We start from the raw sequence: 25641 nt of genomic DNA, 5'->3' as shown, positions 1-25641 counted from the left end.
GCTCAGCCCTTGAGCAGGTTGGCGTCGTCGACCGAGGCCGATCTGCGGGCACGGAAAACCGTCATGATGATGGCCAGGCCCACCACGACTTCGCAGGCGGCCACGACCATGGTGAAGAACGCCACCATTTGGCCGTCCAACCGGCCGTGCATGCGGGCGAAGGTGACGAACGTCAGGTTGACCGCGTTGAGCATCAGCTCGACGCACATGAACATCACGATTGCGTTGCGCCGCAACAGCACACCGGCCGCGCCGATGGTGAACAGCAGAGCCGATAGGTAGAGGTAGTTCTGCGGATTCATGACGCACCGTTCGGAGAACCGTTGGACCCATTGGAACCAACCCGGGGGTGCATTTCCAGATCTTCGACTGTCCGCTGTTCCAATGCTTGGGGTACCGACAACCGGGAGTAGGAGCCGTCGGGAAGCAGCGCGGCCATGTCGACCGCGTTGTGCCGGGCGAAGACACCTGGTCCGGGTAGCGGGGTGGGGTGGCCGCCCGGGCGGAATCGTTCGACCGATAGCTCCCGCTGGGTCTTGCGGCGCTCGAAGCGTTCCCGGTGCGCCAGAATCATCGCGCCGATGGCGGCGGTGATCAGCAGTGCGCTGGTCAGCTCGAACGCCCACAGGTAGCGGGAGAAGATCAGCACCGCCAAACCCTGCACGTTGCCGCCGGCGTTGGCTTGTGTCAGCGCGCCGTAGGTGCCGGTGGTGACGGTGCCGATGCCGGCGATGAGCAGAATCCCGAATCCGAGACCAACGATCACCGCCCCGACCCGTTGGCCGCGCAGCGTCTCGACCAGGGACTCCGCTGAGTCCACGCCGATCAGCATGAGCACGAACAGGAACAGCATCATCACCGCGCCGGTGTAGACCACGATCTGGACCACGCCGAGGAATAGCGCGTTTTCGATCATGTAGAACACCGCCAGGATGATCATCGTCATGGCCAGAAACATTGCGGAGTAAACCGCGTTGGCGGCCATCACCATGCCGACCGCCCCGATCAACGCCAGCGTGCCCAGCAGATAGAACGTCACCGCCTCACCGGTGGAGGTTCGGGTAATCGCGTCAGCGGCAAGGTCCGTGGCCAGCAGAGTGGTCATGGGGTGGCGTCCGGATTCTGCTTGTCGCGCAGGCCTTCTGACGTCACGTTGCCGCGGTAGTAGTCGGCGTCGGTGGCCCCTTCGGCTCTGGGGTGCGGTGCCGCGGTCATACCCTCCTGCAACGGAGCCAGCAGGCGGTCCTTTTCGTAGATCAGGTCAGCGCGGTTGTCGTCGGCCATCTCGTAGTGGTTGGTCATCGTCAACGCGCGGGTGGGACAGGCTTCGACGCACAGCCCGCATCCGATGCAGCGTAGATAGTTGATCTGATAGACGCGGCCATAGCGTTCGCCCGGCGAAAACCTTGCCTCTTCGGTGTTGTCGGCGCCCTCGACGTAGATCGCGTCGGCCGGGCACGCCCAGGCGCACAGCTCGCAGCCGATGCACTTCTCCAAGCCGTCGTCGTAGCGGTTCAGCTGATGGCGGCCGTGGTAGCGGGGCGCCACCGGGCCCGGCTTTTCCGGGTATTCCTCGGTGACCGGCCGTTTGAACATGGTTCCGAACGTCACGCCGAATCCGGCGAGGGAACTGAGGAATTTAGCCATTAGCAGCCTCCTTGGTCGCCGGCACCAGCGGCTGGCCGGGCAGCGGCGGCGTTGGGTATGCCGGCTCGAAGAGCTCTGCCTCTACCGGCGGTTCGTGGCGCTTCTTCTGACTCCGTTTGCTGCCGAAGGGTTTTCGCAGGATGAGCAGCAGTGCTGCGTTGACGACGAGGCTGGCGATCACCAGCACCGGCGTCCAGTGCGGATAACCCTGGTCGCGCAGCGTGCGGATGCCCGCGGCGATCAGCGCCCAGACAAGCGACACCGGGATGAGGATCTTCCAGCCCAGCGCCATGAACTGGTCGTAGCGCAGCCGCGGCAGCGTGCCGCGCAGCCAGATGTAGATGAACAGGAACAGCCACACCTTGGCGGTGAACCACAGCACGGGCCACCAGCCGCTGTTGGCGCCGGCCCACATGTTCAGCGGCCACGGCGCGTGCCAGCCGCCGAGGAAAAGCGTGGCGGCCAACGCTGACACCGTGGTCATGTTGATGTACTCAGCGAGGTAGAACATCGCGAAGCTCAGCGACGAGTACTCGGTGTGGAAGCCGGCGACCAGCTCGCCCTCGGCCTCGGGCAGGTCGAACGGCGCGCGATTGGTCTCGCCGACCATGGACACCAGGTACACCGAGAACGACGGCAGCAGCAGGAAGATAAACCAGACTCGGTCTTGGGCGGACACGATCTGGGACGTCGACATCGTCCCGGCGTAAAGGAACACCGTGGCGAACGACAACCCCATCGCGACCTCGTAGGAGATCACCTGCGCGGTGGAGCGCACCCCGCCCAGCAGGGGATACGTCGAGCCCGACGCCCAACCGGCCAATACGATGCCGTAGACCCCGATCGACGAGAGAGCCAGTATGAACAGCACCGCGACTGGCAGGTCGGTCACCTGCAGCGCGGTCCAGTGTCCGAACACTGAGACCTGCGGCCCGAACGGGATGAACGCGAAGGCCGTGATCGCGGGGATCGTGGAGATGACCGGTGCCATCAAGAAGATCGGCTTTTCGACGCCGAACGGGGTGATGGGTTCCTTGAGCGCCAGCTTGATGCCGTCGGCCAGGCTCTGCAGATAGCCCCGCGGGCCCACCCGGTTGGGCCCCCACCGCATCTGCATCCGGCCCAGGATCTTGCGCTCGGCAAGGATCGCCACCAGCACCGTCAGCAGCAGGAACACGAACACGGCGAGCGCTTTGGCGGCGATCAACCACCAGGTGTCGTGCCCGAAGCCGGTCATGAGCTCCGCTCCTTCAGTCCGATCTGCACTACGGCGCCGGCTGTCACGCCCAACGTCCGGTGCACCGCCGAGCCCGGCGAGTTCAGCGGCAGCCACACCACGTGGTCGGGCATCTCGGTGATGGTCAACGGCAGCGTGATCTCACCGCGGGCAGTGCTGACGGTGACCTGGTCGCCGTCAGCGGCGCCGATGGCATCCGCCGTCCCGGCCGACAGTCGAACCACCGGCGTGCGCGCGGTGCCGGCCAGGTGCGGCTCGCCATCCTGCAGCCGCCCGGCGTCGAGCAGCATCCGCCACCCGGCCAACACGGCTTCACCGGCACCGGGTTTCGGTGCCGCGGCAGCGGCGACGGTCGGGTCGGCGGCGTATGTGCCATCCCAGGCGCCCAGCGCGCTCAGCTCGGCGTGCGCAGCTTCCACCGTCGGCAGCCCCAGGTCGATGCCCAACTCGTCGGCCAGGGTGTCAAGCACCCGCAGGTCCGGCGTCGCGGCTGGGGGTAGCGCGGCCGAGGAGGCGCGGTGTCTGCCCTCCCAGTTGACGTAGGTTCCCGACTTCTCCGCCGCCGGTGCGATCGGGAAAACCACGTCCGCTCGCTCGGTCACCGCGCTCTGGCGCAGCTCCAGGCTCACCACGAAGACCGGGGCGTCCAAGGCGGCCAGCACCGCGTCGGGATCGGCGAAGTCGTCGGGTTCGACGCCGCCGACCAGTAGGGCGCCCAGTGTGCCTTCGGTGGCCGCGGCCAGGATCCCGTCGGCGTCACGCCCCTTGGCAGCGGGCAATTCGGAGACATGCCAGGCTTCCGCCACTCGCGAACGGGCAGTCTCGTCACTGACCGGGTGCCCGCCGGGCAGCAGCCCCGGCAGCGCGCCGGCGTCCAGCGCTCCGCGTTCCCCGGCGCGGCGAGGCACCCACGCCAGTCCCGCTCCGGTGGTATCCGAGAGCCGGGCCGCGGCGGACAATCCGCCGGGCACGCCGGCCAGCCGTTCGCCGACGATGATGATCGCGCCGGGCTTAGACAGCAGGTCACCGAGTTCGCCAGTGGCCAGCCCGTCCAACGCTGCGGCTTCCGCGCCGGGCATGGTTTGAATCAGCTTGCCGGACATCTTCTTCAACCCGTTCGTGGCGAACGGGGCGATGGCGTGCACCCGCAGTCCGCGTTTGCGGGCGGCCTTGCGCAACCGCAAGTACACGATCGGCGACTCTTCTTCGGGCTCGAACCCGGCGAGCAGCACCACCGGCGCCGACTCCAGATCGGAGTAGCTGATCGTGATCGGCCTGCCCGCCACCCGGGCCGCCAGGAATTGCGCTTCTTCGCTGGAGTGCGGACGGGCTCGAAAGTCGATGTCGTTGGTATTCAACGCGATTCGGGCGAACTTGGAGTAGGCGTAGGCGTCCTCAACGGTCAGCCGGCCGCCGAGCAGCACGCCCGTACCGCCGACCGCCGAAGTGAGCCCGTCGACCGCGGCGGCCACCGCGTGCGGCCACGAGGCCGGCACCAGCGCGCCGTCGGTGTCGCGCACCAGGGGAGTGGTGATCCGGTCAGGCCGGGTGGCGTAGGTGAACGCCCACCGCCCTTTGTCGCAGTTCCACTCCTCGTTGACCTCGGGCTCGTCGCCGGCCAGCCGTCGCAGCACCTTGCCGCGGCGGTGGTCGGTGCGCTGCGCGCACCCCGACGCGCAGTGCTCACAGACACTCGGGCTGGAGACCAGATCGAACGGGCGGGCCCGGAACCGGTAGGCGGCGCCGGTCAGAGCGCCCACCGGGCAGATCTGCACGGCATTGCCGGAGAAGTACGACTCGAACGGCTCGTTGGCGTAGATGCCGACCTGTTGCAGCGCGCCACGCTCGAGCATCTCGATGAACGGGTCGCCGGCGATCTGGTCGGAGAATCGGGTGCACCGCGCGCACAGGATGCAGCGCTCCCGATCCAGCAATACCTGCGAGGAGATGTTGATCGGCTTGGTGAACGTGCGTTTGACGTCGTTGAACCGGGAATCGGGGCGACCGTTGGACATCGCCTGGTTCTGCAGCGGGCACTCACCGCCCTTGTCGCACATCGGGCAGTCCAGCGGGTGGTTGATCAGCAGCAGCTCCATCACTCCGTGCTGGGCCTTATCGGCGGCTTCGGAGCTGAACTGGGTGTGTACCACCATGTCGTCGGTTACCGGGATGGTGCACGACGCCATCGGTTTGCGCTGGCCCTCGATCTCGACCAGGCATTGGCGGCAGGCGCCGACCGGATCCAACAGCGGGTGGTCGCAGAACCGGGGGATCTCAACGCCGATCAACTCAGCGGCGCGGATCACCAAAGTGCCTTTGGGAACGCTGATTTCGGTGCCGTCGATGGTCAACGTCACCAGCTCCGGCTGGGAAACCTTCTTTCCGGTGTCGGCCGTTTGCGTCACGCATCCACTCCGTTCGCCGCAAGCATGGAATCTCGGGGGTCGAACGGGCATCCGCCTCCTTCGACATGCGCGACATATTCGTCGCGGAAATACTGGATCGACGACGCAACTGGACTGGCCGCGCCATCGCCCAAGGCGCAGAACGACTTTCCGAGAATGGCGTCGGAGATGTCCAGCAGCTTGTCGATATCTTCGTGGGTGCCCTCGCCCGTTTCCAGCCGTTCATAGATCTGGTCCAGCCAGAAGGTGCCTTCACGGCAGGGCGTGCACTTACCGCAAGATTCGTGCTTGTAGAAGTAGGTCCAGCGTTGCACGGCGCGCACCACGCACGTCGTCTCGTCGAAAATCTCCAACGCCTTGGTGCCCAGCATCGAACCGGCCGCGCCCACGCCTTCGTAGTCCAGCGGTACGTCGAGGTGCTCGTCGGTGAGCAGCGGAGTCGACGACCCGCCCGGTGTCCAGAATTTCAGCCGGTGTCCGGCCCGCACCCCGCCAGCGTAGTCGAGCAATTCCCGCAACGTGATGCCCAGCGGCGCTTCGTACTGGCCCGGTCGCGTCACGTGCCCGGACAGCGAATACAGCGTGAAACCGGGCGATTTCTCGGTGCCCATCGACCGGAACCAGTCGACGCCGTTGAGGATGATCGGCGGAACGCTGGCGATGGTCTCGACATTGTTGATCACCGTCGGACAGCCGTAGAGTCCGGCCACCGCAGGGAACGGCGGACGTAGCCGCGGCTGGCCGCGGCGGCCTTCCAGCGAGTCGAGCAACGCCGTCTCCTCGCCGCAGATGTAGGCGCCGGCGCCGGCGTGCACCACCAGCTCCAGGTCGTAGCCGGACCCGGCGATGTCGCGGCCGAGGTAACCGGCGGCGTAGGCCTCGGCGACCGCGTTCTGCAGGCGCCGCAGCACCGGCAAGACTTCACCGCGGACGTAGATGAAAGCGTGGCTGGCCCGGATCGCGTACGACGCGATGATCACACCCTCGACCAGGAGGTGCGGGGTGGCCAGCATCAGCGGAATGTCTTTGCAGGTACCGGGTTCCGACTCGTCGGCGTTGACCACCAGGTAGTGCGGCTTGGCCGCCCGACCGCTGTCGCCCTGCGGGATGAACGACCACTTCGTCCCGGTCGAGAAACCCGCCCCGCCGCGGCCGCGCAGGCCGGAGTCCTTGACCGCCTGCATCACCTGATCCGGCCCCATCTCCAGGGCTTTCTGCAGAGCCTGGTAGCCGTCGTTGCGGCGATAGGTCGCCATCGTCCACGACTCTGGGTCGTCCCAGTAACGGCTCAGCACGGGAGCCAACGGTGTTTGCGGCCCCATTAATGACCTTCCGCTGCGTTGTTGGCCGGTGGCGCCGCCATGTCGTGTTCCTTGGCAACACGAAGCCCGGCCAACGTGGCCGCACCGGCGCCGCCTTGGCCTTCGTCGGGACGCGGGTCGGGGAAACCGGCCAGGATCCGCTCGGTCTCCTTGAACTTGCACAGCGGAGCGCCGCGAGTCGGCGCCGGGGGTTGTCCGGCTCGCAGCCCGTCGACCAGCTTGCGTGCCGACTCCGGGGTCTGGTTGTCGAAGAACTCCCAGTTGACCATCAGCACCGGGGCGTAGTCGCACGCCGCATTGCACTCGATGTGTTGCAGAGTCACCGCGCCGTCGGCGGTGGTCTCGTCGTTGCCGATGCCGAGGTGTTCTTTGAGCGAGTCGAAGACGGCATCGCCGCCCATCACGGCGCACAGCGTGTTCGTGCACACCCCGACCAGGTATTCGCCGGTGGGTCCGCGGCGGTACATGGTGTAGAAGCTCGCCACCGCAGCGACTTCAGCACCGGTCAACCCGAGCTGCTCGCCGCAGAATTCAAAACCGGCCGGGGTCACGTAACCGTCCTCGGACTGCACCAGGTGCAGCAGCGGCAGCAGCGCCGACCGCGGGCTGGGGTAGCGGCCGATGATCTCCTTGGCGTCGACTTCCAACCGGGCCTGTACCTCGGGTGGATAGGACTCCGGTGCGCCTTCGACGACGAATTGGCCCGGCTCTTCGGGCGGCGGGCCAAGGCGGATGAACACCCGCTCGCCGTTGGCTCCGGCGCCGGGAGTCTGCGCCCCCGTCACCGGTCCACCCCGCCCATGACGGGATCGATGCTGGCCACCGACGTGATCACGTCGGCCACCATCCCGCCCTCACACATCGCGGCGACGGCCTGCAGGTTGGTGAACGACGGATCCCGGTAGTGCACCCGGTAGGGGCGGGTGCCGCCGTCGCTGACCATGTGCACGCCCAACTCGCCGCGCGGCGACTCGACCGCGACGTACACCTGCCCGGCCGGGACGCGGATGCCTTCGGTGACCAGTTTGAAGTGGTGGATCAGCGCCTCCATCGAGGTGCCCATGATCTTGGCGATGTGCTCGGGCGAATTGCCCAGACCGTCCGGGCCGACCTTCAGATCGGCCGGCCAGGCGATCTTGCGGTTCTCCACCATGATCGGGCCGGGCCGCAACTTATCCAGGCACTGTTCGACGATCTTCAGCGACTCCCGCATCTCCTTGATGCGAATTATGTAGCGCCCGTACGAATCACACGTGTCGTCGGTGATCACGTCGAACTCGTAGTTCTCGTAGCCGCAGTAGGGGTCGCTACGACGCAGGTCGTACGGCAACCCGGTCGCGCGCAGACACGGCCCGGTTATCCCCAGGGCCATACACCCGGTCAGGTCGAGATACCCGACGCCCTGGGTACGGGCTTTCCAGATGTAGTTGTCGTTCAGCAGGTTTTCCATGTCGTTGAGCCGACGGCTCAGCAGTTTGACGAGTTCCGGGATCTCGCGCAGCGTGTCGGGCGGCAGATCTTGGGCGAGTCCGCCGGGCCGGATGTATGCGTGGTTCATCCGCAAGCCGGTGACCTTCTCGAACAGGTTCAGGATCAGCTCGCGTTCCCGGAACCCGAGGAACATCGCCGTCATCGCACCCAGTTCCATGCCGCCGGTCGCCAATGCGACCAGGTGCGAGGAGATCCGGTTGAACTCCATCATCATCACCCGGATGACGTTGACGCGTTCCGGGATCTCGTCGGTGATCCCGAGCAGCTTCTCGACACCCAGGCAGTAGGCGGTTTCGTTGAAAAACGGTGACAGGTAATCCATTCGGGTCACGAACGTCACACCCTGGGTCCAGTACCGGTACTCCAGGTTCTTCTCGATCCCGGTGTGCAGGTAGCCGATTCCGCACCGGGCATCGGTGACCGTCTCGCCTTCGATCTCCAGGATCAGCCGCAGCACGCCGTGCGTGGACGGATGCTGAGGTCCCATGTTGACGACGATGCGTTCACCGGGTTCGCCCCTGCGTGCCGCCTCGACGATCTCTTCCCAATCCTGGCCCACGACAGCCACCAGGGTTTCTCCGCCGGTGCCCTCGCCGTTGGGGGTGGTGGTCTCGCTCATCAGTTGTAGGCCCTCCGCTCGTCGGGCGGGGGAATCTTCGCGCCCTTGTACTCCACCGGAACACCGCCGAGTGGATAGTCCTTACGTTGCGGGTGTCCTTCCCAGTCGTCGGGCATCTCGATGCGGGTCAGCGACGGGTGGCCGTCGAAGATGATGCCGAAGAAGTCATAGGTTTCGCGCTCGTGCCAGTCGTTGGTGGGGTAGATCGCGAACAGCGACGGGATGTGCGGATCGCTGTCCGGCGCAGACACTTCCAACCGAATACGACGTCCGTGGGTGATCGATTTCAGCGGATAAACGGCGTGCAGTTCGCGTCCGCTTTCGTGCGGGTAGTGCACGCCGTTGACGCCCAGGCACAATTCGAAGCGCAGTTGCGGGTCGTCGCGGAGTCGACCGGCCACCTGTGGCAATAGCTCGCGGCGCACGTGCACAGTCAGTTCGTCCCGGTAGACCACGACTTTCTCTACGGCGTCTTCGAATTCGACGCCATCGGCCTTCAGCGCCTCGGCCAACCGGTCGACGACCTCGTCGAAGTATCCGCCGTAGGGCCGGGGGCTGCCGTCGTCGAGCGTGACCTGCTGGACCAGCCGCCCGTATCCCGACGTGTCGCCGGTGCCGTGGACGCCGAACATGCCTCGGCGGACGTCGATCACCTCTCGGTCGGATTGGTCGGGGGCGACAGGGACTCCTCCCAACTCGCTAGCTGCTCGTTTCGGGTCTTGATCCGGTGAACTCATCGCAACAGTCCGCGCATCTCGATCGTCGGCCTGGCAGCCAGCGCCGCCTGTTCGGCTTCGGCGATGGCCAGTTCGCGGTTGACGCCCAACGGCATCTCCTGAATCTTGTCGTGCAGCTTGAGGATTGCGTACAACAACATCTCCGGACGCGGCGGGCAGCCGGGTAGGTAGATGTCTACCGGCACAACGTGGTCCACGCCCTGGAGGATCGCGTAGTTGTTGAACATCCCGCCCGAAGACGCGCACACGCCCATGGCCAGCACCCATTTGGGCTCGGCCATCTGGTCGTAGATCTGACGCAGCACCGGCGCCATCTTCTGGCTGACACGGCCGGCCACGATCATCAGATCGGCTTGCCGGGGCGTCGCCGAAAACCTCTCCATGCCAAAGCGGGCGATGTCGAATCGCGGGCCGGCGGTGGCCATCATCTCAATCGCGCAGCAGGCCAATCCGAACGTTGCCGGCCACAACGAGTTCTTGCGGAAGTATCCCGCCAGTGTTTCGACGGTCGTCAGCAAGAAACCGCTTGGCACTTTCTCTTCCAGGCCCACGTCTTACCTCAATCCCAGGTCAGGCCGCCGCGGCGCCATACGTATGCGTAGGCCACGAAGACCGTGAGGATGAACACCACCATCTCGACCAGAGCGAATACCCCAAGCTTGCCGTAGCTGACCGCCCAGGGGTACAAGAACACGATTTCGATGTCGAAGACGATGAACAACATCGCTGTCAGGTAATACTTCACCGGGAACCGCTGCCCGCTGCCTGCGTGCGGCGCGTTGGCCGGCTGGTCGCTGGGTTCGATCCCGCATTCGTATGCCTCCAGCTTCGCCTTGTTGTAGCGCGAAGGGCCGATGATCTGCGCGATCGCGACCGAGCCGATAGCGAACGCAGCGGCGATCCCTCCAAGTACCAGGATGGGTAGGTACAGATTCATGCCGCGAAGACGCTCCCTTGTGGTCTATGGGCTGACTGTGACCGCAACCACAGCCTAGCGATCTTGTGTGGTTCCGCGCTCAGCAGTCTAGATGTGACCTCAACCACGTGCCGGGTGGGTGGTCGCCCGCTCGAAGCACGCAACGGCCGGGCGGCTATTCGTGATTCACGAGTTGCCAAGGGCGTAAAGGTATTTCGCTTGTCGACGAGGTGCCGACGGGATCGGGGACGCGGCCTTCCGGCACGCTCGGCGGTCGGTATCCGCGTGCGCCCTGGTCCCGGTCGTTGAGCTAGTGCACCGGAGGGCGCAGCAACTCGAGCACCGTTCGGCTGAGCCGAATCGGGTCGATCGGCTGCGGGACCGATGCCTCGGCGCGTGACCACCTGGCCAGCCAGGCATCGTCGCGCCGCCCGGTGAGCACCACGATCGGCGGTCCCTGGTCAATTTCGTCTTTGAGCTGCTTGGCGATGCCCATGCCGCCTTCCGGGGTCGCCTCGCCGTCGAGAATGACCAGATCGATGCCGCCGGCGTCCAGTTGCTGGATGACGACAGGTCCGGTGGCCACTTCGACGTAGCTCAGCTCGGGCAGATCCGGGTGCACCCGTCTGCCCAACGCCAGCATGACGTCCTGTCGGGTCTCGGCGTTGTCGCTGTACACGAGGATGCGCAGTGGGCTGCTGTCAGGCACGGTGCAGATGGTACTGCCCAGCGACGATGCGGGCTTACCGCGGCGCCCGCACGAAGCACGCGTCGGCTGACGCCGTCGCCGTCTTGCCGATCATGCCGAGCCGGTTCCAGCCCAGACCGAACTGGGCCCGATCGACCTCGGTTTTCACCGATAGCCGCACTGAGCCGTCGTCGAGCAGGATGATCCGCGCCGGCAACGACAGCGGCGCCGTGAGCCCCTTGATGCTCAAGGTGGCACGCAAATCGGCGGCGTTGCCGGAGGTCGGCTCCACGGCGGTAACGACGACGCTGATCTCCGGGAAGTGCTCGGCGTCGAAGAAATCGGCCGACCGCAGATGCTCGTCGCGTTTACCGATTCCGGTGCGCAACGATGCCACCTGGATGTCGAGGCGGCCGAAGATGGCGCCCTTGCCGGTGACCTGGCCGTCGCCGTTGAAGTCGGTGAACCGGCCTTTGACGTTGATCAGGCCCCACATGTTTCTGATCTTGAAGCTGATCGTGGACTTGTCGGGAACGAGGTTCCATACCCCTGCGGTGTCAGGATCGTTCAGCAGTGTTTCCACTGTGGTCATGTGCGCCGCTCCTCCTCATCGCTTCGCTCTGCATCGTCGCCGGCGCGGGTCATAAGCACCTCCGTTGCCGGTTAGCTCATCAGTGGGGCGAGTTCGGCTGGGTCGAAGTACTCATCGATTCGGCTGATCAGGGTGTTGACCCCCAACTTAATCACGATGCACACCCGCAGGGCGATCGATCCGCCGTTGCGGCCGGTGGCGTGCAGGATGTGCTGCTGGACGAAACCGTCCCGCTCTTTGTCGTTGTCGCGGCGGGCGCCATCTCGCCATACCGCGATCTCGTCGTCGAACAGCTCGTTGAGCGTCGTCTCGTCGCCCCGCTCGATCGCCGCGAACAGCTGATCGGCCACCTCGGCGATGACGTGCTGACTGTGGCCGGAGCCGGTAGCGGTCATGGGGAGTCTTTCTATTCGCTCTCGTAACCCGGATGCGCGACCGATAGACGGTGACTCACCAATGCACGCAGAGCCGGTTGCACCTGCTCGCCGCGATCGTCCAGCACGCCCGCCCGAATAGCGGCGGCCAGCTGGGCTTCGTCGTCAAAACCGAGGCCGGTTAGGGCATCCGTGACATCGTTAGCCGAGTCGGCGAGCAATTCACGCTCGACGATGCGCAACACATTGGCCGCAACCCGGGCATGGAAATTGACCTGACCGGCGGTCGACTCCCGGACATCGGTCTCGAGGAATTCGGCGACCGCAGCGACAAGTTCAGCCGCGGTGGGGCGGCCGTGCAGTGGGTTGCTGGAAGCGGCCCCTGCCGTCATCAGGTCGCAGGCGCCTCGGGACCGCGATCCACCCCGGTACGCAGCTTCACCGATGCGGAGTAAGCGAGCGTGCGGAACCGCAGCACCGGATCATTCGAGGGCTCGATCCCGTCGGTGACGCGCATGGGGTCGAATACGACGATGTCGCCGCCATGCTCGCGTTCCGTCTCGATGCCGGTGATGGTCAGGGTGCCGACGGTGACGGTTTGGCTGCTGTGCCACGGTCTGGATGGGTCGACGGTGGAATCGCCGTCCCCGGCGATCTGAACGTCGTAGGCGAACCGGACCGGTTCCGACGCGAGGCGCTCGTCGAGTTCTTCGATCAAGAAGCTCGCGCTCTTCTCCGCCGCGACCCGCGGCGGCAGAAACTCTTCGCCCGCGGCCGGAAGCAGGTGATAACGAACGAATCGCGCGCTCCCGTCGGCGGCGACCCAGCGGAAGGCGTGCAATCCGTGGTACTCGACGGTGGCGTAGCTCGTCGGCACTTTGTTCGCGGCCTGCAACACGGGCAGCGCGGCCAAGAAGCGGGGGTGGGTGGCGATGTATCCGGTGAGGCGCAGCGGAGCGGTAATGCCGGGGCGCATCGCACGTAAGAGGGCGATGAAGCCATCGGGGGTGGCAGACGGGAACAGCTTTGCGGTCTGCGTCGACACGTCGGTGGTCGACCCGTCCGGCAGCGTGAACTTCACCGCCATCCCGCGCACTCCCGGAGCCCCGTCTGGCTGCGCCGGATTGCCTGAGCCGTTGGAGAACCGGATCAGCGCGGGTACGGCTGAACTGTTGAGGTGCGCAGCACGGGAGAGTTGGGCGGCCTCGTCGGTGGCGGTGAATGTGCCGCGGTAGAGCTTGCCCTTGGCGTGCAACGCCCGGTAGCCGGGTTGCGCCCCACCAGTCTCGCGGATGGTGTCGATCGCCTGATCAGGAGTAATCACAGCGGCATCTTAAGCCGTTAACTGGTATCCGGTGCAGGCTTATCGAGCAAGGTGAGCAGATCCCACTCGGTCTCGCAGACTCGCCGGCCGATCGCGGCCAGCTCCACCGAGCGGGTCTGTCCGCTCAGGTGGCGCTCCGCCTGGTAGCGGCAGATCACACCCCAGCGCAGCGTGGCCAGGACCAACCACCAGTGAAAGGCCACCCGATCGACCGTGGCACCCCCGGCCTGTTCGTAGGCGCAAAGAAAATCCTCGACGCTGCCCAGGCCGCCGGCGACGCGGTCGGCCGGAGCACCGAACCGCCAGGCCCGGATACAGAACCAGGCCAGGTCTTCATAGACCTCACCGATGTGCACCAGCTCCCAGTCCAGCACGGCCGCCAGCTTGGACCCGTCGACGATGAGGTTGCCCATCCGGTAGTCGCCGTGCACCAGGTGCGCCGGCGACGGCGCCGGCCGGTGGGCGGCGAGCCACCGGAAAGCCCACTCGAACGTGGCGGTGGTGTCGCCCATGGCGTCTAGCCGGCCGCGCCATTCGGCGAGCTGATCCTCGCGGTCCACGCCGGAGAGGTTCGTGGCGGCGCGGTGAATGGCGGCCAGCGCTTGGGCGCACTGGAGTAGTAGTCGTGCCCGGCCCGCTGCGTCCAGTTGGCGCTGAATGCGACGGACGATGGTCTCGCCTTTGATTTCGTCGCAAATCAGAAACGGATTGCCAAGTGCGCCAACCGAATCATCGGCGACCAAAATGTGGGGGACCGGCGTCCCGGCGGCAGCGGCGGCGGCTTGAGCGCGGGCCTCGAGTTCCATGCCGGCGTGCACGTCGTCAGGTGGGCCGGTGCGAAGGATCAGCGAGCGGCGTTGGCCGCTAGCGACGGCTTCGAACGCCCAGGTGGTTCTGCTGGCACCGCCGGTCAGTGCGCGCAGGTTATCGATCGTGGTGCTAGCGCCGAAGGCTGTCTCCAGCACCCCGGCAAGTTTTGGCGCTAACTCGGCCGGATCTTTAATGACCGTCACTTGCTGCCGAATTTGAACAGCCGCTGCGCCACCCGCCGGATTTGGATTTCCTCGGCGCCCTCGGTGATCCGGTAGCGGCGGTGGTGGCGGTAGATGTGCTCGAACGGCTCATGACGGCTGTAGCCGAGGCCGCCGAAAATCTGCATGGCACGGTCGGCGGCGTCGCAAACCAGTCGGTTCGCGCGATAGTTGGCCATCGACACTTTGTCGGACACCTCCATGTGGTGGTTGCGGTCCAAGTGCCAGGCCGCGTACTGCACTAGCAGTCGCACCATCTGGGCTTCGGTCTGCAACTCGGCCAGCGGCCACTGCACGGCCTGGTTGACCGCCAGCGGCTTGCCGAACACCGTACGTTCGCCGGCATATTCGGCGGCCCGATCGATGCAGTATTGCGCTGCGCCCAGACTGCTGGCCGCTTGCCGAATTCGGTTCTCGTGCAAGAACGTTTGCGCAACCTCCAGCCCGCCATCCACCTCACCGAGTACCGCGTCGGCGGGCACCCGCACATCATTGAGCTCGACTTCGCCGTGATCGGTGGGCATGTTGAACGTCCACCAGTAATACGGGACGGTGAATCCGGGCGCGTCGGTAGGCACCAGGAATGCGGTGATGCCGCGGGCTTGTCCCGGCTCGCCCGAAGTGCGGGCGAAGATCAAGTCATGCGTGGCGCGGTGTACGCCGGTATTGAACCGCTTGGAACCGTTGATCACCCAGTCGTCGCCGTCGGGCTTGGCGTGCGTTTCCAGCCAGGTGGCATCGGAGCCGTGCTGCGGCTCGGTGAGCCCGAAGGCCATCGAGCGTTCCCCGGTGATCAACGCCTCGGACCATTGGGCGCGTTGCGCGGCGGTGCCGAAGCGTTCCATCATGATCACCTGCGGAAAGTTTCCGACGATCGATGCCTCGTTCTGCAAGTCGTTGTGCAGGCCAAGGCCCTTGTGCGCCAGATGTTCCCGGATCACGGCCATGTCGACGTTGGTGCCGTCGCGGCCACCCAGCGACGCCGGCAGTCCGTAGCGCAGCCAGCCGGCTTTGTCGGCCCGTCGGCGCATCTCGGAGAGCAGGTCCTCCCACTCCCGGGTCGGGATGCCGTCGTGGTCCCAATCGGTGCGGGCATGCTCCCGACGCTGGTCGAAGTACTGCATGTTCTTGGCCTGCAGCGGCGCGATCTCACGTTCGATGAACGCATCCATGTCGGCGAGCAGCGCCGGAAGGTGTTCTGGCAAGGTGAAATCCACTGTTGACTCCTTAAGTGGCGTAAAGTGTCTTCTTCCAGACCGTCGACAAGGTCGCGATCGCGTCGTCGTCACTGATCTCGACGCCCAGGTTCCCAGCGCCGGGCGGCGTGACAAACACGGTGGTGAAATTCTCGAACAACAAGGCGATGGCAGCGGCGATGTGCTCGGGATTGAGTTCGGATGCGTACCCGTGCTCCTGCGCACGTAGCACCGAGGCGGCGACGATGTCCATGCCGAACCGCCGGAATTCGTTCTGGACGGCGGCGAACCGCTGCTGGGTCGCTGCCAGTTGCGCTACTGCGATCATGATCCCGATGTTTTGCTTGAACATATTCCAGTAGCCGGTGACCACCGAGGTGAAGAACGTGTCGTCATCCGGGGATTCCGGCAGGTGCAGGCTCAAGCCGGACGGGGTCACGACGTCGTGCAGGAAGGACTCCGCGAGCGCGGCGAGTAAGTCCTCCTTGTCGGCGTAATAGCGGTAGAAGACGGCGGCCGACTTTCCGGCGGCTGACGTGATGTCGGCCAGCGTGGTGCCGTGAAAGCCACGTTCAGCGAACAGTTTACGGGCAGCCTGCTCGATGGCTGCCCGGGTCTGTCGGCCCTTGGCGGTCAGAGTCCGCGTGGTGTCCGGAATCGGCATCAGGTCCGGATCCGGTCTCCGGCGCGCAGCAGGGCACTCGGCAAGTCGTGGCCGACAACCGATTTCGCTACTGCAGCTGCGGTAATGGCGGCCTGCAGGTCGATGTTGACGTCGATGTCGCTGTCCCGCAGCAGGTACACCAGGTCCTCGGTGGCGATATTGCCGGTGGCACCCGGCGCGAACGGGCAGCCACCCAGGCCGCCGACGGATGCGTCCAGCCGGGTGACTCCGGAGCTGACCGCGGCGTACGCGCTGGCCAGTCCGGCGCCGCGGGTGTTGTGGAAATGTCCGCCCAGCGGCAGCTCGCCGATGACCGGACGTAGTTGTCCGATAAGCGAACTCACCCTTCCCGGGGTGGTGGTGCCGATGGTGTCGGCGATCGAAAACCGGTCGACGCCCCGATCGCGCGCGGTGGCGGCGATGTCGAGGACTCGCTGAGGTGGCGTGGGTCCCTCGAACGGGCAGTCCCATGCGGTGGCGACGATGACCTCGACGGTGACCTCGCTGTCGTGGGCAATAGCGACGATCTCGTCGATCTGGTCTGTGGCCTCCTTACTGCTGCGCCCGACGTTGGCCGTGCTGAATGCGTCGCTGGTCGACACCACGTATTCGATCGAACGCAGCCCGGCGGCAACGGCCCGCTTGGCACCATTGGGGCTGGCCACCAAGGCGGAGAACTCGATGTCGGGATAGTTGCGCAGCTCGGCGGCAAGCTCGGCGGCATCGGCCATCGACGGCACCTTCGACGGCGAGACGAACGCAGTGGCCTCCACCTCGCGCACTCCGGTAGCGGCAACGGCTGCCAGCAGTTCGAGCTTGGCCGACAACGGGATTGGCTTTTCGATCTGCAACCCGTCGCGCAGCGACACTTCGCGGATATCCACGTGGGTGCTCACAGCACCTCCTCGGTGCGCAACTGCTCAAGCTCGTCGGCGGTCTTGCCGAGCAGCCCGATGTAGACGTCGTCGTTGTGTTGTCCGGGCCGCGCCGGGCCGGCGTTGCGAACACTGCCCGGAGACTCCGAGAGCACCGGCACGACACCTGGGCCCAAAACCGTCCGCGCGAGTCGTTCGTCGTAATGCTCGACGAGCATGTCGCGGGCCCGCAGCTGCGGGTCGTTGACCACTTCGGCGACCGTGTTGATCGGCCCCGCGATCACGCCGGCCGCGCCGAGGGTTTCGATGATCTCGCCGGGCTGCCGTTCGGCGGCCCACGCGCCGATGATCTTATCGAGTTCGTCTTGGTTGCGGCCGCGGGCGCCATGGGTGGCGAACCGGTCGTCGGTGGCCAGTTCCGGACGGCTCATCGCTTGGCACAACCGGGCGAACACGGTGTCTTGGTTGGCCGCGATCACCACCCAGGAGCCGTCGGCGCTGCGGTAGATGTTGGACGGCGCGATGCCCTCCAGGCGGGTGCCCGACGGCCCGCGCACCACGCCCCCGGCGTCGTAATCGGGGATCGTGGATTCCTGTACCGCCAAACACGATTCGTTCAACGCGACGTCGACGACCTGGCCGTGCCCGGTGATACCGCGGCGGTACAGCGCGGCCAGCGCCCCTTGGGCGCCGAACATGCCGGCCAGGCTGTCGCCCAGCGACAGCGCCAACCGGGGTGGCGGCCCGCCGGGGAAACCGTTGAGGTGGCGCAGGCCGCTGGCGGCTTCGGCCACCGAGGCGTAACCGGCCTTGTGTGCGTCGGGCCCGGTCTGCCCGTAGCCCGATACCCGAACCAGGATGATTCCCGAGTTACGTTGGCTGAGCACGTCGTAACCCAGGTTCCACTTCTCCAGGGTGCCCGGACGGAAGTTCTCCACCACGATGTCGGAATTCTCGACCAGATCAAGGAATAGCTCGCGGCCGCGCGGTCGGCGCAGGTCAAGCGTGATGGCCTTTTTATTGCGTGCATGCACCGTCCAGAAAACGTGGTGCCCGTCGACTTCGGCCTGCCCCCAGGTCCGCAATGGATCCGGTGCACCCGGTGGTTCCACCTTGATGACCTCGGCGCCCATGTCGCCGAGCAGTCGGCCGGCGAACGGTCCGGCGATCAGCGTGCCCAGCTCGAGCACCCGGATGCCGTCCAGCGGCCCTGTCGGTCTCATGCGCCGCTCCTCCGCATCGCTGCGCTCTGCATCGTCGTCGGCGGTGTCATTGCGCCCCCGCGAAGTCATGTCGGATCAGCCAGTCGGTGACGATCTCGACGGCGTGGCGCAGCTTGTCTCGTTGATCCGGTCCCGCGTAATAGTGTGTGGCGCCGGGGATTTCGTGTATCTCTTTGTCGGGATGGCCGATCGCTTCGAACAGCCGGCGGGTGTGGCTGGGTGTGCAGGCGTCGTCGGCCAGATTACCGATCACCAGCGCCGGGATCGCGATGTCTGGCCCGCAGCTGACCGCATCGCCGCGAGCGTCGTCATAACTCCATTGCGACAGCCAGCCGCGCAGCGTCGAGAAGCGGGCCAGCCCGACCGGGCTCATGTTCACCACTTGAGGATCACCTAGATAGCACGTTCCGGGAAGCCGTTCGTTGGGATCGACCGTCGGGTCCAGCCAGCGCGGGTCGGCCATGGTGCCGTGTACGACGAAGCCGAACTCGTCGTCGGGTCGGCCCGCAGCCTTCAGTTCGGCGAGCTTGTCCCTGACCCAAGCGGTGATGCGGCGGTTGCGGTCGATCTGAGCCTGCCGGTAGCGGGCCAGGAACTCTGCGCTGTAGGGCGGTTGGTTGGGGTTGTCCGGGTTGTACAGATCCAGTTCCGGGTCGCGTTTGGTGGGGTCGGATTCGTCGAGGATGGACGCGTCCAGCCATTCGGTCAGCGTGCCGTGCCGGCTGATGTGTGCGGCCAGCAGCATGATGCCGTCGGCGGCGGGCAGATCCAGCTTGGTCAGATCGGGCGCGTCACCCGACGGGCACGACGTGATGGTCGGGTGCTGGGCCTGCTGTTGGTAGAACACCGACAGCGAACCGCCTCCACTCCAGCCGGCCAGCACCACCTTCTGATAGCCCAGGCGTTCCTTGGCGTCCTTGATCGCCGCGCCGAGGTCCTCGACCACCTTCTCCATCAGCAGCGCCGAATCGGTGCCGCGGAACCGGCTGTTGCAGTAGATGACGTGGTGACCGGCCCGGGCCAGTGCGTTGATCATCGGCAGGTAGGCGCCGCCGCCTATGGGGTGCATGAACACCAGCACCGTGTCTGACGGTTTGTCCTTGGGCTTGAGCAGATAGCTTTCCAATATGGTCAGCCCGGCTACCCCTCCATAGACGTCCCGGACGCCGGAATTGTTTTCGAAGGCAACGAGATAGGGGATCCGGTCGTAGTCGTACTTCACGGCTTGTTTGGTCTCCATCAATGCTGTCCTAGGTCGTGCGCCAGCACCTCGGCTGACGGGGTCAGGCGGCGGCGGGTGTCGACGGCGATCACCTGCCAATCGACGCGGGAATGCTCGTCGAATTTGCGGCGCGCCCGCTCTCGCGCCTTCTCCGGTGCACCGTGGTGAACCCCTTGCGGCGCATGGGTAATCAAACCCGGTGGCATCGGGATGCCGTACAGCGAGCCGCCGTGGAAGAAGGCGATCTCGTCGTAGTCGACGTTGCGGTGATACCAGGGTGTGCGTTCGGTGCCGGGCACGCCTTCGGCGGGTTTGGGCAGGAAGTTCATCACGTAGACACCGGTGGCCTGCATGAACAGGTGGACGGTCGGCGGCAGGTGGACGCTGTCGGACGTGATCACGTTGTAGTCGGCGATGTTGAATGTGAACGCGAAGTTGTCGCCGCGCCACCCTTCGACGTCGAGGGGATTGTGTTGGTAGAACTGCGTTGTCGGGCCGCCCACATGGACAAGCCGGACCTCGTACTCGTCGCGGCCGTCATCCTCGATGGGCTCTGGATCGGGGATGACGGCCTGCGAGGGGTCGAACGGAAAATGCCGGCCCAGCGAACCGGGCGGCGGGACGCGGAACTCGTCGCTGGCCTCGATTATCAGCAATGTCGATTCGGCGTCGGGGACTTGCCGCCAGGTGCATGCCTTGGGGATATACACCCAGTCGCCCTCGCGGTAGCGCAGCGGCCCGAACTCGGTCTCCAGCAGACCGGTGCCCTGGTGCACGAAGCACAGCAGATCACCGTCAACGTGGCGGGTGTAGAACGGCATCGGCTGGTGGCGGCGGGACAACAGGATTCTGCAGTCGTCGTTGCTGAACATCAGCAGCGGACCGCCGTCGGCGTCGGTGGCGTCGCTGGGTTTGAGCTCGCTGGACAGCACGTCGATGGGGCGCAGCGGACCCTCCGACCGGTAGGCGGTGGGGTCGTGGCGGCGGTACATGTTGGCGGTTCGGCCGGTGAATCCACCGCGGCCCAGCTCGTCGTCCTTCAGCCCGTCGAGGTCGGCGTGCAGGCGGCGCGGTGTCGTGCCTTTGCGCAGGTGGATGAAAGATTCCATGGCGGCTCCAAGGTTGCGACAGCATCCGGGAAGGACAAAACTAAAAGTGATATTACTTTCTGTTTTAGCGCGGCACAAGAGTCCGCACGACACGGCCCCCGTGGGATCTCAGCGGCGCACGCTAGTCCTGGACGCGCAGTACGACTTTGCCTTTGGCGGTGCGATTCTCCAACGACGCGATCGCAGCGGCCGCCTCATCCAGCGGGTAGACCACCGGCTCCGGGGGAGCCAGCCGACCCGAGGCGAGCAGCTGCTCGACTGCGGCCCACTGCTCAGAAAGCGCACCGGGGTGTGTGCCGGCCCAGGCGCCCCAGCCGACACCGACCACGTCAATGTTGTTCAGTAGCAGCCGATTAACTTTCACGGTGGGTATGTCACCGCCGGTGAAGCCGATCACCAGCAGCCGCCCCCCGGGAGCAAGCGAGCGCAGCGAGTCGGTGAACCGGTCGCCGCCGACCGGATCGACCACCATGTCGACCCCACGGCCATCCGTCAATTCTTTTGCTGTGTCCTTGAACCCGTCGGCCAGCACGACGTCCGTCGCGCCGGCTGCCGTCGCGACCTCGCCCTTGTCTTCAGTACTGACCACCGCGATCACGCGCGACGCCCCGAGCGCCGTCGCCAACCGCAGCGTGGACGTGCCGATCCCACCGGCCGCCCCGTGCACCAGCACCGTCTCGCCGGACTGCAATCGGCCACGGCCAATCAGCGCGAAGTACATCGTCAGGTCGTTGAACAGCAGCCCGGCGCCTGCCGTGAAGCTCACGTTGTCCGGCAGCTTGAACACTCGATCCGGTGCCAGCACCGCGACTTCGGCCATGCCGCCGGTGAGCATGGTCAGGCCGACAACCCTGTCGCCGGGACGCACAGGGGCACCGTCGGGCGCCGATCGGACCACCCCGGCGATCTCGCCGCCCAGCACAAACGGCGGATCCGGTTTGTACTGATAGAGGCCGCGGGTGAGCAGCGCATCAGGGAAAGCCGCTCCCGCCGCGTGCACGTCGACGACCACGCCGTCGCCGGTCGGTTCGTCGATCTCGCCAACCTCGACCGCGTCCGGACCATCAAGTCGAATCAACTGTGCTGCGCGCATGCCAGATGAGCCTACTGACCGCTCAGAACCCGCCGGCGACGCCCACCACCGACCGACCGAAGGGTGCTTTTGTCGTTCATCTCTCCTGGCCAGAGCCCCACGTTATGCTCTGTGGGCGGCCTGGCCGGTCCCGGCGCGCGGCGTGGAGGTTTCATGGGGCTGTTCATCAGTTATTCCAGCCAGGACAAGGGGGCGATCGAACCCCTCAGGAGCGCTTTGAATCGCGCCCACCAGCAGGTGTGGATGGACGAGGAGCTGGGCGGCGGTGAGGCGTGGTGGCGCACGATCCTCGAGCAGATCCGAAGCTGTGAGGTGTTCATCGTTGCGTTGTCGGACAACTCGCTTGCGTCCAAACCGTGTCAGGCCGAGGTGCGCTATGCCCGGGCTCTGCAGCGCCCGATCCTTCCCGTTCAGATCGGCCCGGTCACCAACGTGCGGTTAAACCCGCTGGCCGAAACGCAAATGGTCGACTTTCGAAACCCGACCGCCGACGCCGGCATTCAGCTGATCTCGGCGGTGCAGGCACAGCAGGCGCAGCTTCAGCCGTTGCCCGCGGAGCTACCCGATGAGCCGCCGGTGCCGTTCGCTTATCTGATGCGGTTGGCCCACAACATCGCCGAGCCACAGCTGAACGCCCGCCAGCAAGCAGATTTGGTGTCGGAGCTCAAACATGGACTGGAGGAAGACGGCGACGATCCGGCAGCGCGCGCCGACATTAGGCAGCTTCTGTGCATGCTGCGGGATCGCCCCGATGTCGCCTGGCGCGTCCGAACCGACATTGAGAGCCTGCTGTCCTCGGTCGACGCCAAGTCCTCGACCGTCAACGCCGGAGGTGTCACCGCCTCACCCGACCAGGACTTCCAGAGCCGATCGAGCCGACTGACCCAGCCCCCGCCGTCTGACCAGCCGTGGCCGGCTGCCGGCCCCACGCCGCAGCCCGACCCGACGATGTACGCCCAGACCATTACCCCGCCACCGGGCACCGGCCCGCAGCGGATCATGGGACCGCCGCCGCCGGTCAATCCCTACGCCGGTCCATACTCCAACGGTGGTGGGGGTAAGCCTCGCAGGTCGCGCACGAAATGGCTCATCGCCGGCGGTGTGGGCGGAACAGTCGTGTTGGTGATCGTGCTCGCGGTACTTGCCGGCGGGCGGGATTTGATCTCGCAGTCGGGGTCGCCGAAGACGACCCCCACGGTGGCGCCCGAACGCATGGATTCCGTTCTGCTCACCGCCCCGCAGATCAACACCATCATGGGTGCCTCAAACATGCAATCCGGAAAACTCGGCCAGGCACCGGCCAATCCCTCGGCGCGGTTGTCGAAACCGGAATGCAATGGGGCGCTCTATCCCGGCGAAACGCCGACGTATAACGGCAGCGGGTACACCAAGCTCAACTGGTTGACGTTGTCCGAGCCAGGGGACACCAACAATCACTTCGTCGATCAAGACGTGGCGGCTTTTCCGTCCACCGACTTGGCCAGCAACTTTGTGAAGACTTCAGCGAACCAATGGAAGTCCTGCGCCGGCCAAGTCGTGACCGCAACGTACGACAACGGCAACACGTACCGGTGGACCTTCGGGGACGTCATCGGGGACGCCCCGAAGATCAGCCAGTTGGACACCGAGGAAGATGGCGGCGGCTGGGCCTGCCAGCGTGTGCTGAGCGCGGTATCCAACGTGGTGATCGACGTCAAAGCGTGCGGGTTCCAAATCACCGATCAAGCCAGCCGGATCGCCGACGAGATAGCTGCGAACGCGACAAGATAAGCGCAGTGATTTGGGGATCGGCCGTTCTCCGATCGCGTCTTGGCGCCCCACACGTGCCCGAGACGTTTCGGTGGGTCGACGTTAGCCTCGTGGAATGGATCCTTTTCCACTTGGTCACTTTTCGGTAGCCCGCATCGGCTTCGGCGCCATCCAGCTGCCTGGGCCGGGCGCTTTCGGGCCGCCGCGCGACCGCGACACGGCGCTGGTGGTGCTGCGCAGGGCCGTCGAACTCGGCGTCAACCACATAGACACGGCCCAGTTCTACGGGCCGAAGGTCTCCAACGAGCTGATCCGCGAGGCGTTGCATCCGTATCCGGCCGACTTGGCGTTGGTCAGCAAGGTCGGAGCCCGGCGCGACGATGCCGGCGGCTGGGTGCCGCTGGCCGGCCCCGCCGACTTCCGCGCAGATATCGAGGCCAATCTGCGAACGCTCGGCGTCGATCAGTTAGCGGTCGTCAACCTGAGGCTGATGGACAGCGATCGTCCCGACGAGCGCTTCGACGAGTTGCTTTCGGTCATGATCGCTGCCCGTGACGAGGGATTGATCGGTGGCATCGGACTCAGCAACGTCACCCGTGAGCATCTGCGGCGCGCCGTAGAGCACACCGAGATCGCCTGCGTACAAAACGCTTTCAACCCCATTGACCGGTCTGCGGCCGCGGTGCTCGATGAGTGCACGGCACGCGGTATCGCATTCGTCCCCTTCTTCAGCCTGAGATCACCGTTTGCGCCGCCGGATCAGGTGCTCGGGCACGACGTGGTGCAGCGGGCCGCCGCCCGGTTGGGCCGCAGCCCGGCCCAGACCGCGTTGGCGTGGGCGCTGAGCGTGGCGCCGAACGTGTTGCTGATCCCGGGAACCTCGTCGGTGCAGCACCTGGAGGAGAACCTGGCCGTCGCCGACATCGAACTCGACACCGAGACTCGTGAGCAGCTGAACGCGATCGCCGCTTAGCCGCCGCGGCGCTTAGGTTTTCGTCCCCGCGGGTAGCGCTGAAGCGCGTGAGTCAGCCCATCGATGATCAGCTCGAGTCCGAACGCGAATTCGTCGTCCAAGGGCACCGGGAGGCTATCCGCGACGCTGACGGTCGCGGGGAACGTGCGTGGATCCAGGTCGTGGAAGGCCTGGTTTAGCCTCGCGTCATCAAGGTCGCCGCGGGTGCCGGTGATCTGGATGGCAAAACCCAAGATGTAGCGGGCCAGCGTCGCATAGGACAGTGCCGCGAGCTCGGGCGGGAATCCGTTGTCGAGCAGGATCCCGATCAAACCTTCCCGTGTGGCCATCGCGTTCGGTCCCAGCGGTACATCTTCAGCCAGTAGCGGCGCGACGTTCGGGTGGCTGCGCAGCGCGTCAAACATGGCGCGCGCAGCCGCTTTTCCCGCCCCTTGCCAAGTCATCGTGCGCAGTTTCGCGGGATCTAGCTCGACGCTGCCGAACACCCGGTCGACGACGTGGGCGATCAAGTCTGCTCGGCTACCGAAGTGCCGATACAGCGTCGCCGTCCCGGAATCAAGGGCCTGCGCAAGCGTTCGCATGGACAGGGCGTCGGCTCCGTCGTCGTCGACGATCTGCAGCGCCGTCGTGACGATGCGATCCAGCGGGATGGCCGGGCGGCCGGGGGAGCGACGGCTCTCCTGTTGATGGCTGGAGGTCACGGGCCTAAGTATGGCGACTCTTGACAGCCAGCGCAATATCGGTAACACTGTATCCATTATTAATCGACAAGGACGGTTCGCCATGCTGCTTCCACTCGCAACCGAGCCATTCACGGCTCCCACCGACCGCGACATGCTGCCTTCGGAGCGGCGTGCCTTCGTGCGTACCCACCGCACCTGCGTGTACGGCTACCGCCGCCTACACGACGGCCCGGGCATGTCAATCGTGTACTACATCCCCACCGACGACGACGAGTTGCTGGTGTCGACGATGGCTGGCCGCGGCAAGGCGAAAGCCGTTGCACGCGACGGCAAGGTGAGTCTCTGCGTGCTCGACGAGCATTGGCCGTTCGCCTACCTGCAGGTGTATGCCGACGCCACGGTGGAGCGGGATCGCGATTTGGTGGTCGACGTCATGATGGCCGTTGCCGGGCGCATGTCTGGCCAACCGCT

28 protein-coding genes are annotated in these 25641 nt (G+C 65.6%); 3 read left to right on the top strand and 25 right to left on the bottom strand.

All coding sequences use genetic code 11. The features are described from left to right. Positions 1–2 precede the first annotated feature (2 nt). From nuoK to ACLQI9_RS16415, 24 genes are all read right to left on the bottom strand, one after another. Entirely contained in the window at positions 3–302 is a 300-nt protein-coding gene (gene nuoK / locus ACLQI9_RS16530) for an NADH-quinone oxidoreductase subunit NuoK (RefSeq protein WP_442378955.1), read from the bottom strand. Continuing rightward, positions 299–1105 (bottom strand): NADH-quinone oxidoreductase subunit J, encoded by an 807-nt coding sequence (locus ACLQI9_RS16525; RefSeq protein WP_442378957.1) that lies wholly within the window; start codon positions 1103–1105, stop codon positions 299–301. Before ACLQI9_RS16525 ends, nuoK begins: the two co-directional genes overlap by 4 nt. Next, positions 1102–1647, bottom strand: coding sequence for an NADH-quinone oxidoreductase subunit NuoI (gene nuoI, locus ACLQI9_RS16520; RefSeq protein ID WP_442378958.1), 546 nt, complete (start codon positions 1645–1647; stop codon positions 1102–1104). Before nuoI ends, ACLQI9_RS16525 begins: the two co-directional genes overlap by 4 nt. Beyond that, positions 1640–2884 (bottom strand): NADH-quinone oxidoreductase subunit NuoH, encoded by a 1245-nt coding sequence (gene nuoH / locus ACLQI9_RS16515; RefSeq protein ID WP_442378960.1) that lies wholly within the window; start codon positions 2882–2884, stop codon positions 1640–1642. Before nuoH ends, nuoI begins: the two co-directional genes overlap by 8 nt. Beyond that, a complete protein-coding gene (locus tag ACLQI9_RS16510; RefSeq protein ID WP_442378962.1) occupies positions 2881–5289 on the bottom strand; it encodes an NADH-quinone oxidoreductase subunit G in 2409 nt (802 codons plus the stop codon). Before ACLQI9_RS16510 ends, nuoH begins: the two co-directional genes overlap by 4 nt. Beyond that, on the bottom strand, positions 5286–6611 hold the full coding sequence (gene nuoF / locus ACLQI9_RS16505) for an NADH-quinone oxidoreductase subunit NuoF (RefSeq protein WP_442378963.1): 1326 nt from the start codon (positions 6609–6611) through the stop codon (positions 5286–5288). Before nuoF ends, ACLQI9_RS16510 begins: the two co-directional genes overlap by 4 nt. Next, positions 6611–7396 carry an NADH-quinone oxidoreductase subunit NuoE gene (nuoE, locus tag ACLQI9_RS16500; protein WP_442378965.1) on the bottom strand — a complete coding sequence of 262 codons (786 nt, stop codon included), beginning with the start codon at positions 7394–7396 and terminating at the stop codon, positions 6611–6613. Before nuoE ends, nuoF begins: the two co-directional genes overlap by 1 nt. Continuing rightward, complete coding sequence (gene nuoD, locus ACLQI9_RS16495; RefSeq protein WP_442378967.1) at positions 7393–8721, bottom strand: NADH dehydrogenase (quinone) subunit D; 1329 nt, start codon at positions 8719–8721, stop codon at positions 7393–7395. The genes nuoE and nuoD overlap by 4 nt, the downstream gene beginning before the upstream one ends. After that, positions 8721–9458 (bottom strand): NADH-quinone oxidoreductase subunit C, encoded by a 738-nt coding sequence (locus ACLQI9_RS16490; RefSeq protein ID WP_442378969.1) that lies wholly within the window; start codon positions 9456–9458, stop codon positions 8721–8723. The genes nuoD and ACLQI9_RS16490 overlap by 1 nt, the downstream gene beginning before the upstream one ends. Beyond that, positions 9455–10009 carry a NuoB/complex I 20 kDa subunit family protein gene (locus ACLQI9_RS16485; protein WP_442378971.1) on the bottom strand — a complete coding sequence of 185 codons (555 nt, stop codon included), beginning with the start codon at positions 10007–10009 and terminating at the stop codon, positions 9455–9457. Before ACLQI9_RS16485 ends, ACLQI9_RS16490 begins: the two co-directional genes overlap by 4 nt. 8 nt (positions 10010–10017) lie before the next feature. After that, complete coding sequence (locus tag ACLQI9_RS16480; protein WP_442378973.1) at positions 10018–10395, bottom strand: NADH-quinone oxidoreductase subunit A; 378 nt, start codon at positions 10393–10395, stop codon at positions 10018–10020. Between the two features lie 289 nt (positions 10396–10684). Next, the gene (locus tag ACLQI9_RS16475; RefSeq protein WP_442378975.1) at positions 10685–11083 is read right to left on the bottom strand and encodes an Rv3143 family two-component system response regulator; all 399 of its coding nucleotides are present in this window, start codon (positions 11081–11083) and stop codon (positions 10685–10687) included. A 34-nt stretch (positions 11084–11117) separates the two neighbouring features. Next, a complete protein-coding gene (locus tag ACLQI9_RS16470) occupies positions 11118–11654 on the bottom strand; it encodes a YceI family protein (RefSeq protein ID WP_442378977.1) in 537 nt (178 codons plus the stop codon). 71 nt (positions 11655–11725) lie between these two features. After that, positions 11726–12049, bottom strand: a complete 324-nt coding sequence (locus tag ACLQI9_RS16465; protein ID WP_442378978.1) for a nuclear transport factor 2 family protein — start codon at positions 12047–12049, stop codon at positions 11726–11728. Between the two features lie 11 nt (positions 12050–12060). Next, entirely contained in the window at positions 12061–12420 is a 360-nt protein-coding gene (locus tag ACLQI9_RS16460) for a DUF6285 domain-containing protein (RefSeq protein ID WP_442378980.1), read from the bottom strand. Beyond that, on the bottom strand, positions 12420–13352 hold the full coding sequence (locus tag ACLQI9_RS16455) for a catalase family peroxidase (protein WP_442378982.1): 933 nt from the start codon (positions 13350–13352) through the stop codon (positions 12420–12422). The genes ACLQI9_RS16460 and ACLQI9_RS16455 overlap by 1 nt, the downstream gene beginning before the upstream one ends. 17 nt (positions 13353–13369) lie before the next feature. Next, complete coding sequence (locus tag ACLQI9_RS16450) at positions 13370–14365, bottom strand: phosphotransferase family protein (RefSeq protein WP_442378984.1); 996 nt, start codon at positions 14363–14365, stop codon at positions 13370–13372. Beyond that, complete coding sequence (locus ACLQI9_RS16445; protein ID WP_442378986.1) at positions 14362–15600, bottom strand: acyl-CoA dehydrogenase family protein; 1239 nt, start codon at positions 15598–15600, stop codon at positions 14362–14364. The genes ACLQI9_RS16450 and ACLQI9_RS16445 overlap by 4 nt, the downstream gene beginning before the upstream one ends. Before the next feature lie 10 nt (positions 15601–15610). Further along, the gene (locus ACLQI9_RS16440; RefSeq protein ID WP_442378988.1) at positions 15611–16243 is read right to left on the bottom strand and encodes a TetR/AcrR family transcriptional regulator; all 633 of its coding nucleotides are present in this window, start codon (positions 16241–16243) and stop codon (positions 15611–15613) included. Continuing rightward, positions 16243–17139: a hydroxymethylglutaryl-CoA lyase gene (locus ACLQI9_RS16435; protein ID WP_442378990.1), complete on the bottom strand. Its 897-nt coding sequence runs from the start codon at positions 17137–17139 to the stop codon at positions 16243–16245. The genes ACLQI9_RS16440 and ACLQI9_RS16435 overlap by 1 nt, the downstream gene beginning before the upstream one ends. Next, complete coding sequence (locus tag ACLQI9_RS16430; RefSeq protein WP_442378992.1) at positions 17136–18341, bottom strand: CaiB/BaiF CoA transferase family protein; 1206 nt, start codon at positions 18339–18341, stop codon at positions 17136–17138. The genes ACLQI9_RS16435 and ACLQI9_RS16430 overlap by 4 nt, the downstream gene beginning before the upstream one ends. A 46-nt stretch (positions 18342–18387) precedes the next feature. Beyond that, on the bottom strand, positions 18388–19563 hold the full coding sequence (locus tag ACLQI9_RS16425) for an alpha/beta fold hydrolase (RefSeq protein WP_442378999.1): 1176 nt from the start codon (positions 19561–19563) through the stop codon (positions 18388–18390). A gap of 17 nt (positions 19564–19580) precedes the next feature. Then, positions 19581–20672, bottom strand: coding sequence for a homogentisate 1,2-dioxygenase (locus ACLQI9_RS16420; protein ID WP_442378994.1), 1092 nt, complete (start codon positions 20670–20672; stop codon positions 19581–19583). 121 nt (positions 20673–20793) lie between these two features. Beyond that, positions 20794–21765, bottom strand: coding sequence for an NADPH:quinone oxidoreductase family protein (locus ACLQI9_RS16415; protein ID WP_442378996.1), 972 nt, complete (start codon positions 21763–21765; stop codon positions 20794–20796). A 153-nt stretch (positions 21766–21918) separates the two neighbouring features. On the opposite strand from ACLQI9_RS16415, the gene ACLQI9_RS16410 reads away from it, so the two are divergent. Together ACLQI9_RS16410 and ACLQI9_RS16405 are read left to right on the top strand one after the other, a co-directional pair. Beyond that, entirely contained in the window at positions 21919–23535 is a 1617-nt protein-coding gene (locus ACLQI9_RS16410; protein WP_442391933.1) for a sensor domain-containing protein, read from the top strand. A 94-nt stretch (positions 23536–23629) separates the two neighbouring features. Continuing rightward, the gene (locus ACLQI9_RS16405; protein ID WP_442391932.1) at positions 23630–24487 is read left to right on the top strand and encodes an oxidoreductase; all 858 of its coding nucleotides are present in this window, start codon (positions 23630–23632) and stop codon (positions 24485–24487) included. Here the strand turns inward: ACLQI9_RS16405 and ACLQI9_RS16400 are convergent. Then, positions 24484–25131 (bottom strand): TetR/AcrR family transcriptional regulator, encoded by a 648-nt coding sequence (locus tag ACLQI9_RS16400; RefSeq protein ID WP_442391942.1) that lies wholly within the window; start codon positions 25129–25131, stop codon positions 24484–24486. The two genes, ACLQI9_RS16405 and ACLQI9_RS16400, sit on opposite strands and share 4 nt — an antisense overlap. Positions 25132–25270: 139 nt before the next feature. Between ACLQI9_RS16400 and ACLQI9_RS16395 the strand changes: the two genes are divergently transcribed. Beyond that, the coding region (locus ACLQI9_RS16395) for a pyridoxamine 5'-phosphate oxidase family protein (protein ID WP_442391931.1) at positions 25271–25641 on the top strand (371 nt) is incomplete at its 3' end.

The organism is Mycobacterium sp. (assembly GCF_052143115.1).
GTDB lineage: Bacteria > Actinomycetota > Actinomycetes > Mycobacteriales > Mycobacteriaceae > Mycobacterium.
Note: the sequence above shows the minus strand (reverse complement) of the source record. Positions and strands in the feature narration are given on the sequence as shown.